We start from the raw sequence: 12,677 nt of genomic DNA, 5'->3' as shown, positions 1-12,677 counted from the left end.
ATGAAGATCATTGTAGCAGTGAAGCAGGTTCCTGAACGGGATGCCGCGGTGCGGGTTGCGGCGGATGGCCGCAGCGTCGACGAGAGCGATGTGGCATGGACGATGAACGAACCCGATGCGTATGCGCTGGAAGAGGCGTTGCAGTTGAAGGAGCGCGACAGCGAGGGAGAAGTGGTCGTGCTGTGTGCCGGGCCGGAGCGTGTGACGAGCACGCTGCGCGAAGCGCTGGCGAAGGGCGCGGATCGCGCGATCCATGTTGTAACGCCGGAGGAGGGGGAGGGTGCCTTGCCTTCGCGCGACACGCTGGGCGTGGCGAAGCTGCTGGCCGAGGCGATCAAGGCGGAGTCGCCTGACCTGGTACTGACGGGCTTGCAGTCGGACGATCTCGGGGCGGGGCAGACCGGCGTTGTGGTGGCGGAGCTGCTGGGTGTGCCGCACGCGACGCTGGTGTTGCAGGTAGAGCGCGCGGGAGCAGGAATCAAGGTCAAACGTGAGCTCGAAGATGGCTGGTTCCAGCACATCGAGATGCCGCTGCCCGCGTTGCTGACGATCCAGTCCGGCGGCAACAAGCTGCGCTATGCCACGCTGATGGGAATCAAGAGAGCCAAGTCGAAGGAGACGCGCGAGGTTGAAGCCGTGGCCGCTGGCGCACGGGTCGACGAGGTGGTGAAGGTTGCGCCGCCGGAGCGCGTGAAGCGGACGGAGATGTTGACCGGTTCGGCCGATGAGATTGCGGCGAAGATCGTCGAGAAGCTGAAGTTCGAGGTAAAGGTCCTATGAGCGTCCTGGTCGTGATGGAACAGAAGGGCGATGCCGGATGGCATCGCATCAGCCTGGAGGCTCTTGCTGCGGGACAGAAGCTGGCAGCGGAGCTTGGCGTTTCGTGCTCTGCCGTTGTCCTGGGTGAAGACGCAGGAATTGCGCCGCTCTCCGCCGAGCTTGCGACGAAGAAGCTTGCGGGTGCCTGGGCTGTCGGGCATGCTTTGCTGGCACACTACACTGCGGATGCCTGGGTGGCTGCGCTGCAACAGCTCATCGCTGAGACGCAGCCGCGGTATGTCGTATTCCCGCACACGTATCAGGTGCGCGACTACGCGCCCGCGCTCGCGACACGGCTGGGGCAGGTGCTTATCAGCGATGTGACGGCTGTGCATTCAGGCCCGGTGTTCGTGCGCCAATGGATGCAGGGCAAGCTGAATGCGGAGTATGCGCACAAGGGTGACGGCGTCTGCCTGGTGTCAGTGCAGGCGGGCAGCTTCCGTGCCGATGAGGTAGAGGCAGGTTCGTGCGAAGTGAAGACCTTTGCGCCTCAGCTTGAAGCCGCACAGTTGCGCACGAAGCCGGGTGAGCCCTTCCGTGAGGCCACGCAGACGGTCGATCTCTCCGCCGCTCAGGTGATCGTCAGCGTGGGGAGAGGGATCGGCGAACAGGAGAATCTTGGGCTCGTCGAAGAGCTTGCCGCTGCACTCGGTGCGGAGTTGGCGGCGTCGCGGCCGATCTGTGACGCGGGCTGGCTGCCGATGGAACGTCAGGTTGGAAGCTCCGGCCAGACCGTCGCGCCCAAGCTGTACCTGGCGGTTGGTATCTCGGGAGCGATTCAACATCTCGTCGGGATGAAGGGGGCGAAGACGGTCATCGCGATCAACAAGGATGCCGATGCTCCGATCTTCGAGATCGCGGATATAGGGGTGGTGGGCGATCTGTTTGAGGTCGTACCGGCGTTGACGAGGGCGATCAAAGGGGCGGCGTAGGTTTGAGGAATGTTGCCTTTGCTTTTCTGGTTTGTCATTCCGAGCGCAGCGAGCGAATCTGCTGTCTCCCGTTCTTTGTTCGTACTACCTCTAAAGCAGGCGAGCAAGAATTAAAACTCGCTTTGAGCTGAAGCCCAACGTTTGTGGTGGCACTGGCGAAAAACGGGAGGAAGCAGATTCGCTCGCTGCGCTCGGAATGACAAACCAGAAAAGCAAGTGCAAAGGCAAATGCGAATGCAAACGCAAATTCACCCCATAAAGTGAAGAATATGGCCATATTTGCTATCTTTCCGGGGTAACTTCCGGGGTGCAGTGGCCCGAGTCGGCGCTAAAATGAGACCAGCGCGGCCTCACTTGCGTCATACTAGGGAGAGCGGTGTCTCGCACCGCTGCCCAGCAATCCTTTGACGAAACGAATCAAACGCGGAGCGAATGCCCCCGCGCACCCTACTTGGCTGCGCGTTCTGGCTCTTCTGTGCGCTCTGCTGCTCGGCTTTACCAGCTCTGCCCAGGCGGCACACGTTCATGGCGACTGGCTGCCGCATCACGCAGCGCAGGTAGGCTCCGCAGCCGACGATTCGCAGGTTCCAGGCGGGGAGATCAACTGCCCGCTCTGCGTCGCGATGCATCTGTCGCTCCCGGTGGACTCCCATCTCGCTCCGGTTGGCCTGGTGCTGCTGGAATGCAGGCTGGCGACGGCGATCGACCATGTGCCGGTCAGTCAGTGGCACTTTGCAATGTTCAGCAGGCCCCCTCCTGCTCTGAAAACTCTCTAGTCCTTTCATCCTTTTCGACTTTCGAAGATGGTTGCGCTCCTGAATCAGAGTGTGGCTAAGCGCCCCTGGCGTCATCTTCCCTTCAGAGGCTCTTCTCCCACGCCAACCCGCGCGGCAGAAGACCACGGACCGCATCTCGCGATGTCCGGAGTCTGCGTTTCAACAGACAGGAGTTTCGTTTTCATGCAAAGATCCCCTTTTCCTCGAATATTTGCCGTCACGTTTGTGTTGGGCTTGTTGATGGCTTTCGCCGCCGGTGCGGCACTTGCCCAGAGCACCTCCGGCAACATCGCCGGCACCGTGACCGATTCGACCGGCGCTGCCATAGCCAATGCCACCGTTGTTCTGGCCAACCCGGTAAGCGGCTATAGCCGCACGGTAACGACCGATTCAACCGGACAGTTTCGCTTCGTCAATATCCCCTTCAACCCGTATCGCCTGGGTGTGACGGGCAGCGGGTTCCAGGCCTTCAATAAGCTTGTTCAGGTGAACTCGGTAGTGCAGATCACGCTTCCGGTCAAGCTGCAGGTGGCCGGTTCGACGACCAGTGTCGATGTCGACGCTCCCTCCGACCTGGTAGAGAACGACCCCACGGCGCACACCGACATCGACCGCTCGATGATTGATCACCTGCCGCTCGAGAGCGCCTCGTCCGAGCTGAGCTCGATCGTCACGCTGGCTTCCCCGGGCGTTGCGGCAGACTCCAACGGCCTGATGCACGGCCTCGGAGACCACGCGGAGAACTCGTTCAACATCGATGGCCAGCCCATCACCGATCAGCAGAGCAAGGTCTTCTCCAACCAGGTTCCGGCAGCGGCTGTGCAGTCCCTGGAGGTGATCGAAGGCGCTCCCCCGGCTGAGTATGGCGATAAGACCAGCCTCGTAGTGAAGGCAACCACCCGTTCAGGCCAGGGTGTGCTGAAGCCGACCGGTGCTATCACCCTCTCGTACGGAACGTTCGGTTCCGGCAACCTCGCCTTCGATCTCGCCTACGGCGGCAAGAACTGGGGCAACTTTATCGCGGCTAACGGGCTTGAGTCTGGCCGCTTCCTCGACGCGCCGGAGTTTGCCGTGTATCACGACAAGGGCAACGAAGAGAACTTCTTCGATCGCTTCGACTATCAGCTCAGCAACGTGAGCTCGGTCCACACCAACGTCCAGTACACGCGCTCGTGGTTCCAGACGCCGAACAGCTTCGACTCGCAGTTCGGTTTCGTGCAGAGTGGCGAGAACCCCTCGGTGACCGATCAGCGCTCGAAGATCGAGACGTTGGATGTGGCGCCTACCTATACCCGCACCATTGGCGCGAACAGCGTCTTCAACTTCGGTCCTTACATCCGTCGCGACGCGTACAACTACTATCCGAGCAACAATCCTCTGTCGGATCTCGGACCTGCGAACCTGCAGCAGGAGAGCGTGGCGCAGCAGCGTTCTTTGACCAACGCCGGTGTGCACTCCGACTGGTCGTATGTGAAGGGCATCAACAATGTGAAGATCGGCGGCATGTATGCGCAGACCTTCCTGCGTGAGAACGATCAGGTTGCCCTGGTCGATCCCACGTTGAACGCCCCGTGCCTGGATGGAAGCGGCAACCCGCTTCCCGGTAACCCAGGCTTCTGCGCGAATCCGAACCCGAACTTCAACCCTGTGCTCTTTCCCTTCGACCTGACGCGTGGCGGCAAGTTCTACGCCTGGCACGGCCAGACCGATGTGAAGCAGCTTGCACTCTACGCGCAGGACCAGATCACCATCGGCAACTGGCTGTTCAATGCCGGTATCCGTGGCGACTTCTACAACGGTCTCAGCATCCAGCGTCAGGCTGAGCCCCGCGCCGGCATCTCCTACAACGTCAAGAAGACGAACACGGTGTTGCGCGTCTCGTACGCCCGTACGCAGGAGACACCCTTCAACGAGAACCTTGTGCTCTCCAGCCAGGGATGCCTCGATCCCGTCCTCAACGGCATCTTCACGAACCAGTATGGTTCGTGCATTGCGGTGCCGTTCAACCCCGGCTTCCGCAACGAGTTCCATGCCGGCCTGCAGCAGGGTATCGGCCGTCACTTCGTTATCGACGGCGAGTACATCTGGAAGTACACGCACAACGCGTATGACTTCAGCGTGCTGGGTGCAACGCCCATCACGTTCCCCATCGAATGGCAGAACTCGAAGATTCCGGGCGTCGCTGTCAGCGGCACTCTGACTGAGGTCAAGGGCCTGTCGGCACGCGTCACCATGTCCTCGGTGGCGGCGCGCTTCTTCACCCCGCAGCTTGGCGGCGTGGGTGCGGTTCCGACGAGCACGATCACCGCGGCGGATTCAGTGCCGTTCCGCATCGATCACGACGAGAAGTTCAACGAGACGACGCATGTTGAGTACAAGATGCCGTTCCGCAAGAGCCTCTATTACTCGTTCAACTGGAAGTTCGACAGCGGTCTTGTTGCCGGTGCCGTGCCGTGCTTCACAACGGCTGCGCAGGACTCGAACACGGACTGCGACGGCACCTCCATCACACTGCCGAATGGTCAACAGGTCATCGACCTGAGCGGTTTGGATGCAGACCAGCAGTTCCAGGCCGGGTTGACCTGCAACGGTGTAAAAGCCACGCAGACACAGGGCTTCCAGAGCTGCAGTGCCGCCGGTCTTTCGTCCAAGCTGGTTACGATCCCCGCGCCCGGCACCGAGGATGCGGACCACAATCCGCCCCGTGTTGCTTCGCGTAACCTGTTCGACATGGCCCTGGGCGACGACAACGTCTATCACTTTGGCGATGACGCACACTACAGGATCGGCGCCCGTGTGACGGCGATCAACGTGACCAACAAGTACGCACTCTATAACTTCCTCTCGACGTTCTCGGGCACGCACTATGTGTCTCCGCGCACAGTGACAGGGGAAATCTCGTTCAACTTCTAAGCCGTTGTATTGCGACAGAGAAACGGCCGCCCCACTGGGCGGCCGTTTCATTTGTCCCGTAGCATGGAAAGGAAATGTCTTCCAAGCTGCCCAAATCCACCCTGGTTCTGCTGGCCTTTGCCAGCGTGTATCTGTTCTGGGGATCGACCTATATGGCGATCCATATTGCGGGTGAGCATCTGCCCGTGCCGGTGGTCTCGGGCGCGCGTTCGTTGGTTACGACGCTGGTGATCCTGTTGATCTGCCTGGCGAGGAAGAAGAGTCTGCGCGTGCCGAAGGGGGAGGCGTGGAAGCTGGTGCTGGTGGGGTTGCTCTTCATGTCCGGCAACAACATGTTGCTCACGTGGGGCGAGAAGATGGTGCCCTCGGGATTCGCGTCGCTGATTGTCTCCACCATGCCGATCATGATTGCCCTGATGGAGATGGTGCTGCCCGGCGGCGATGCGCTGAATAAGCGCGGATGGGCAGGCACGCTGCTGGGGACGCTCGGCATCGTGATGCTGGTATGGCCGTCGCTGCATCGAGGGGCAGCTCTGGCAGGCTATTCAAGACCGCTGCTGGGCGTGCTGGTGCTGCTGGGAGCGGCGCTGTCGTTCGGTATTGGTTCGGTGTTGTCGCGAAGATTCCATTTCAAGGCGGACACTCTGGTGGCCACAGGATGGCAGATCGGAGCGGCGGGCCTCTTCAATGCGGCGGTCGCAATCGGGAGCGGGGGGCTGCATCGCATGGTGTGGACGTGGCCCGGCTTCGGAGCGGTCGTCTACCTGTCGATCTTCGGCTCGCTGTTCGGCCTGGTTGCCTTTACGTATCTGCTGCAAAACGTCGCGGTCACGAAGGTGGCAACCTATGCGTTCGTAAATCCCGTGATCGCTGTGCTGCTCGGGGTGTTGTTTCTACATGAGCGGCTGGCGAAGACGGAGATCCTGGGTATGGCGGTAGTCGTCTGTGGGGTGGCGATTGTGGTGCTCAGCCGGGTCAATCGAACGAAGCGAGAGATCGTGGGGATGGCGGGCGACGCGGTGGAGTAAGGTGCTGTCACTAACCCTTGTCGTTATTCGTTTTTCGTCGTCATCCTGAGCCATCGGCGAAGGACCCCCGCATTGGGGCTACCCCTGCAGTTCGTCGCCACACCCAAATGCGGTGGTCCTTCGGCTACGCCTCAGGATGACGACGAAAAACAAGCAACAACAGAGGCTTGCACAAGTAACCTACCTGTAGCCTGCCTGCTACTTCCGCTTCCAGCGCACGCCATCCTTCGAATCCTCCAGGAGGATGCCCTTTTCGAGAAGCTCATTGCGAACGGCGTCGGCGCGGGCGAAGTTGCGCTGCTTCTTGGCCAGCGTACGCTCGGCGACCAGGGCGTCGATGTCCGCGTCGCTCAGGCTCAGCGTTGCGAGCAGGGAGGCGTCGGCCTCGCCGAGGCGCCCTTCGGACTCCGCCCAGGCAATGGCGGCGCGGGTGAGCTCGGCATCGTGGTCTTCGAGCACCGCGAAGATCGAATCGAACTTTGCCAGCAGGGCCAGCATCGCGTCGGCATCGGTACGGGTCAGCTTCGACTGGTCGGCGGCGCTGTTGACTGCGCGCAGCACATCGAAGATCGCGGCCCGGGCTTCGGCGGTGTTCAGGTCATTTCCCAGGGCGGCGGTGAACTTCTCATCGCCGAGGCGAATGGCGGCAGCGACGCTGTCATCCGCAGGAGCGCTCTCCGGCCACTTGCCGTCGCGAATCCGGGTGTAGAACGTGCGCAGGCGCTCGACGGCGTTGGTCGATTCCGTAAGACCGTCAAAAGTGAAGTTGAGCTGATGGCGGTAGGGCACGCTCAACAGCAGAAACCGGATCGCAGAGGCGCGATGGCCCTTCAGTAGCAGGTCGCGAAGGGTGTAGAAGTTGCCCTCGGACTTCGACATCTTCTTGCCTTCGACCAATAGGAAGCGGACGTGGAACCAGTGCCGCGCAAACGGCTGATGCGTGGCGCACTCGCTCTGGGCGATCTCGTTCTCGTGGTGCGGGAACATCAGGTCTTCGCCGCCGGCATGCAGGTCGAAGCTGTCGCCGAGGTACTTCATGGCCATCGCGGAGCACTCGATGTGCCATCCCGGGCGGCCTTTGCCGAGGGCGGTGTCCCAGCTTGTCTCGCCGGGCTTGGTAGCCTTCCAGAGAGCGAAGTCGCGGGCGGCGTCCTTGTCGTACTCATCGACGTCGACTCGTGCGCCGTCTTCAATGCCTTCAAAGTCTTTTTTGGAGAGCTTGCCGTACTCCGGGAAGCGCGCGATGCGGAAGTACCACGAGCCGTCCTCGGCCTTGTAGGCGATGTCCTGGGCCGCAAGCCGCTCGATGAGCGTGACCATGTCGCCGATATTCTCGGTCGCGCGCGCGATCTGCTCCGGCCGCTCGACGCCGAGGGCGTCCATGTCTTCGAAGAAGGCGCGCTCGAACTTTGCGGTGTACTCGCCGATGGGCAGGCCGGCGTTGCCGGCATTGCGGATGATCTTGTCATCGACATCGGTGATGTTCATCACGTGGTGCAGGCCCATGCCGTAGAGCCGCGCGGTACGGCGCAGCATGTCTACGTGCAGAAACGTGCGGAAGTTGCCGATGTGACCGTAGTCATAGACCGTGGGGCCGCAACAATAAAAGCGCAGCGCGTGTCCGTCAGAGGCAAATAACGGTTCGATTTTTCCGGAGAGAGTATTGAAGAGTTCGAGGGCCACGCGTCGTTGGGTGCCGCTGGATATGGAATTTGCACCACATCGCAGGCTGCTTTCTGCTGTGTTTGCTGCTCTTTGATTTTAGCTGAAGAGCCCTGTCGCGGTACCCTTATCTCGATCACTATGCCTACGCGCCCCGTTTCGCTCCTCGCCGCAGCCCTCGTTCTTACCGCTTTCCCTCTCGCCGCACAGCAGGTCTACACGGCCCACGATTACGCTCAGGCCGAGCGGTGGATGGCATACAACGTCAACAGCCTGGTGCATCACACCCTCGGCGGCATCGAGTATCTGCCCGATGGCCGCGTCTTTTACAGCGATCCGGACACGGAGGGCGTGGTGTACAGGCTCGCCGACCCGGCCCACGGGACGCAGGCCCCGGCCTTCGACAATGCCAAACTGGCCGCGGCGTTGACCGCGGTGAGCAAGCGGGCGGTTTCGGCCAAACACCTCGGGGTGACCGGCTATACGCCCGATGTGGCTGGCGGCGGTTTTACCGTCGACCTGGGCTGGAACAAGTTCCACTGCGACGCGGCGGCTGCGGCCTGCACGGCGGTGTCCGCTCCGAAGCCTGCCGGCAGCAAAGTTCCGTTTGATCTCTCGCCCGACAAGAAGCTCGCGACATTTATCCGGGACAACAACCTGTGGGTGCGGGTGGAAGCTACCGGCGAGGAGCGCCAGCTCACCAGAGACGGCGTAAAGGACTTCGGTTACGCCACCGACAACGCCGGCTGGACGCACTCCGACGCTCCGATCGTCGTATGGTCGCCGGACTCGAAGAAGCTTGCGACCTTCCAGCAGGACCAGCGCAAGACGGGCAGCCTGTACCTGGTGCCCGTCACGAACCGGCACCCGCAGCTCGACGAGTGGAAGTATCCGCTGGCCGGGGATAAGGATGTGACGACAATCCAGCGGGTAGTCATCGACGTGGATACGGCCAGGGTGACGCGCCTGAAGATGCCGCCCGACCAGCACCGCAGCACCATCTGCGACGACGTAAGCTGCAGCGGCGGCTCGGGCTGGGACGACGTCCAGTTCGCACCTGACGGGAAGCACCTTGCGTTTGTCTCCAGCTCACGCGACCACAAGGACGCGTGGTTCCGGGTGGCCGATACGGAGACCGGCGCGGTGCGGGAGGTCTACCACGAGCATGTGCCGACGTACTACGAGTCGGGCCAGGGCAAGGTGAGCTGGCACTATCTGCCGGAGTCCAACGAGTTTGTCTGGTACTCGGAGCGCGACAACTGGGGCCAGCTTTATCTTTATGACCTGACCACGGGCAAGCTGAAGAACCAGATCACGCACGGCGAAGGCCCGGTAACGCAATTGTCGCAGGTGGATACGAAGAACCGCGTGCTCTACTTCCTGGCGACCGGCAAAGAGAAGGAGGACGATCCTTACTTTGTGAAGTACTATCGTGCGGACTTCGACGGCCAGCATCAGCAGTTGCTGACGCCGGAGATGGCCGACCACGTCATCACGCCGTCGCCGGATAGCAGCACGTTTGTCGATGTCTATTCGACCGTGCAGACGCCGCAGACCGCCGTGCTGCGCGACAACACCGGCAAGGTGCTGGTAACGCTGGCGCACCAGGATATCTCGCAACTTCTTGCTGCCGGATGGAAGCCGCCCACTCCGATTACGGTGAAGGCGCGCGACGGCCAGACGCCGCTCTACGGCTTTCTGTGGAAGCCGACGTTCTTCGACGAGACGAAGAAGTATCCGATTGTGAACTACGTCTATGCGGGGCCTTATACGGGTTCCTGCGGCGCGCGCAGCTTCTCGGCGGCACACCTCGACAACCAATCGCTGGCCGACCTGGGCTTCGTCGTAGTTTGCATCGACGCTCTGGGAACGCCGTTCCGCTCCAAGAGCTTCCACGACGAGCACGCCTCGACGGCGGCGGACCTCTCGGACGATACGATTCCCGACCAGGTTGCGGGGATCAAGGAGCTTGCGTCACGCTTCTCCTGGATCGACCTCGATCGTGTGGGCGTCTGGGGACACTCCGGCGGAGGCAATGCCACTGTGAATGCGATGTTCCACTATCCCGACTTCTACAAGGTGGGCTGGGCCGAGAGCGGCAACCACGACAATCGCGAGTATGAAGACGACTGGGACGAGAAGTGGGGCGGCCTCGAAGTAATCACGCCCGATGGCAAGAGCAACTACGATGCCCAGGCCAACGAAAACTACGCGAAGAACCTGAAGGGCCACCTGATGCTGACGCATGGAACGATGGACGACAACGTGCCGATGAACAACACGCTGCTCGTCGTCGATGCGCTCATCAAGGCGAACAAGAACTTCGATCTTCTGATGATTCCGAATGCGCACCACGGTTACGGCGAAGCTACGCCGTATGTGATGCGCCGCCGCTGGGATTATTTTGTGCGCAATCTCGCGGGAGGCGTGCCTCCGGAGAACTATGAGACGAAGCCGTGGTCGGAGATTATTCGTACGATGTACGGGCCGTCGGAGGATAGCGAGTAGGGCAGCGCAGGAAGCGATTTTATAAGTGCAAATTGTATGCAGGGGGATGAAGTAGTCATTCTGTATTGGCACGAGACTAAGCCCCGAAGGGGCGACCTATTGGTGGCAGCACGATAGATCGCCCCTTCAGGGCTCAGCAATTGTTTGGCCTATATCCCAGGGCTACGCCCTGAGCTGGTATGGCGTCGCCCCTTCGGGGCTTAGATTCGAGAAGGTCCTAGCTGCTAACCCTTCCCTCTTCATTAGCCCATCTCCACTATTCGACGATCTTGCCGTCTGCTCCTGTAACCGGCTGAGAGTTTGTTGCCGGGGGCTGAACCTGCCATCCATTGTTGGTATCGATGAGGGTGGCGGTTGCGCTGCCGTTCGCGAGATCGTCTTTTACCTGTGGAAAGGCATTCTGCGTCTCCGCGGCCTGTGCCCATACGGGTGCGCCTGAGAAGCCGAAGTGATAGCTCACCTGGGTCGTCGCACCCGGCTGTCCGCTGTTGGGCAAAGCGCTGTCGATCGATTGTGTCGTGCGGTGTCCATAGCAGAAGTTGCCGAAGCCCGGTTGAGTCGTGTCCGCCGTCCACGCACTGCGTCCCTTATCGCTCAGGTCATAGTTGGTGACTCGTTTGGTCGCGACGATGAGCACCTTCTTCTCGCTGGCGTTTCGCGTGAGAAGACCCTGGTCGAAGAGCGCGTCATAGGGAGCGGTCTTGCTGCTGTCGGAGGTGTTGACCTGTGCAGGAAACTGAATGGGCTGCGGCCAGAGGCAGGAAGGGTGCGCTACGTAGTAGGTGTCGATAGCGCTCTTGTAGTTGAGGGTGTTGTCGGCGGTCTTTTTGCAGCCGGTCGATAGGAGTGTCGCCGCGCATAGGATGGTTGCGGCTTTGAAAGCATTACGCATGTCTCACCTCACTCCGGGTGAGATGCAGTTTCGGGGGAAGAGGTGGGTGGTTGGGGTCAGAATGGGAAGAGTGGCGGGAGTTTTGTCGTTGTCTGTCTTTCGCCGTCATCCTGAGCGGTACGCGAAGGACCCCCGCATTGGTGCTGCCACAGACGGACGTACCCACCAAGAGCGTTCGAGCACGATCTCGTAGTCTTCACCTGTGCCTTGGTGCCACCACAGATTCGGGGGTCCTTCGCCTACGGCTCAGGATGACGACGAAGAACAAGCAACAGCAACAGCAAAGGCGGTTCGCCTCGAGGTAGGCGCACTTTCTCCAAATACCCCTAAAAGCGCTCACGTACATCCTGCGGCGACAAACCAGCCTCGCGCATCGCGCGCAGGCTCAGAGCATCGTGGCGTTTGGCAAGACGGACGCCCGTATCGTCGCGCATCAGGTCGCAGTGGAAGTAGTCCGGAGTTGTGAACCCGAGAGCGCGTTGCAGCAGGATCTGTCGCGCCGTCGACTTGAGCAGATCGCGCCCGCGCACCACCTCGGTGATGCCCATCGCGGCATCGTCTACCACGCACGCGAGCTGATAGCTGGGCAGGCCATCTTTGCGCCAAACCAGAAAGTCGCCAAAGTCCGCATTCGCATCGCAACCAGAGAGGAAGCTCTGCGGCCCGGTGTGTGCGTCGATGAAGCGAAGGGCTTCGCCGTCGGGAACGCGGAAGCGATAGTTGGTGTTCGGTGCGAGCGCTGTCTTTGGTATGGCGGTAAATCGACAGCGGCCGTTGTAGATCGGTTCATCCTCGCTGTCTTCGTGTGGGGCCTGGATGGCCTGTTGTAGATCCTTTCGGCTGCAGGTGCAGGGATAGACGAAGTCCTCGCGAAGCAGCTTCTCCATCGCCTCCCGGTAAAGCGCGATGCGTTCGCTCTGGCGCATCTCCGCGTCCCAGGCGATGCCGAGCCAATGCAGGTCTTCGCGCATCGCTGCCGCGAAGTCTGCGCGCGAGCGTTGCGGGTCGAGGTCTTCGTCGCGCAGCCAGAGCTGGCCGTTGGCGGCGCGGGCACGTTCATAGGCGATCCAGAAGGTGCGTGCGTGGCCCAGGTGCAGCAGGCCCGTGGGTGAAGGCGCGAGGCGGCCAATGTACTGCGGGGCCATGG

General features: G+C 61.1%; 9 protein-coding genes. 6 read left to right on the top strand and 3 right to left on the bottom strand.

The features are described 5' to 3' along the window. The 5 genes from HDF15_RS18220 to HDF15_RS18200 all read left to right on the top strand — a co-directional run bounded on the left by HDF15_RS18220 (position 1) and on the right by HDF15_RS18200 (position 6,468). Complete coding sequence (locus HDF15_RS18220) at positions 1–780, top strand: electron transfer flavoprotein subunit beta/FixA family protein (RefSeq protein WP_184258084.1); 780 nt, start codon at positions 1–3, stop codon at positions 778–780. Continuing rightward, positions 777–1,751, top strand: a complete 975-nt coding sequence (locus tag HDF15_RS18215) for an electron transfer flavoprotein subunit alpha/FixB family protein (protein ID WP_184258082.1) — start codon at positions 777–779, stop codon at positions 1,749–1,751. Before HDF15_RS18220 ends, HDF15_RS18215 begins: the two co-directional genes overlap by 4 nt. 404 nt (positions 1,752–2,155) lie before the next feature. Continuing rightward, positions 2,156–2,527 (top strand): hypothetical protein, encoded by a 372-nt coding sequence (locus tag HDF15_RS18210; protein ID WP_184258080.1) that lies wholly within the window; start codon positions 2,156–2,158, stop codon positions 2,525–2,527. A gap of 183 nt (positions 2,528–2,710) precedes the next feature. Beyond that, positions 2,711–5,440 (top strand): TonB-dependent receptor, encoded by a 2,730-nt coding sequence (locus HDF15_RS18205; protein ID WP_184258078.1) that lies wholly within the window; start codon positions 2,711–2,713, stop codon positions 5,438–5,440. Positions 5,441–5,514: 74 nt separating this feature from the next. Beyond that, positions 5,515–6,468: a DMT family transporter gene (locus tag HDF15_RS18200; protein WP_184258076.1), complete on the top strand. Its 954-nt coding sequence runs from the start codon at positions 5,515–5,517 to the stop codon at positions 6,466–6,468. Positions 6,469–6,666: 198 nt separating this feature from the next. Here HDF15_RS18200 and cysS read toward each other — a convergent pair whose 3' ends face one another. Beyond that, entirely contained in the window at positions 6,667–8,151 is a 1,485-nt protein-coding gene (gene cysS / locus HDF15_RS18195; RefSeq protein ID WP_184258074.1) for a cysteine--tRNA ligase, read from the bottom strand. A 120-nt stretch (positions 8,152–8,271) separates the two neighbouring features. On the opposite strand from cysS, the gene HDF15_RS18190 reads away from it, so the two are divergent. Then, positions 8,272–10,638, top strand: coding sequence for a DPP IV N-terminal domain-containing protein (locus HDF15_RS18190; protein WP_184258072.1), 2,367 nt, complete (start codon positions 8,272–8,274; stop codon positions 10,636–10,638). A 256-nt stretch (positions 10,639–10,894) separates the two neighbouring features. On the opposite strand, the gene HDF15_RS18185 is transcribed toward HDF15_RS18190, so the two are convergent. After that, positions 10,895–11,530: a hypothetical protein gene (locus HDF15_RS18185; protein ID WP_184258070.1), complete on the bottom strand. Its 636-nt coding sequence runs from the start codon at positions 11,528–11,530 to the stop codon at positions 10,895–10,897. A 326-nt stretch (positions 11,531–11,856) separates the two neighbouring features. Next, positions 11,857–12,675: a tRNA glutamyl-Q(34) synthetase GluQRS gene (gene gluQRS, locus HDF15_RS18180; RefSeq protein WP_184258068.1), complete on the bottom strand. Its 819-nt coding sequence runs from the start codon at positions 12,673–12,675 to the stop codon at positions 11,857–11,859. Positions 12,676–12,677 lie beyond the last annotated feature (2 nt).

The sequence above is a fragment of the Granulicella mallensis genome (assembly GCF_014203225.1).
GTDB classification, from domain to species: Bacteria; Acidobacteriota; Terriglobia; order Terriglobales; family Acidobacteriaceae; genus Granulicella; species Granulicella mallensis_A.
Note: the sequence above shows the minus strand (reverse complement) of the source record. Positions and strands in the feature narration are given on the sequence as shown.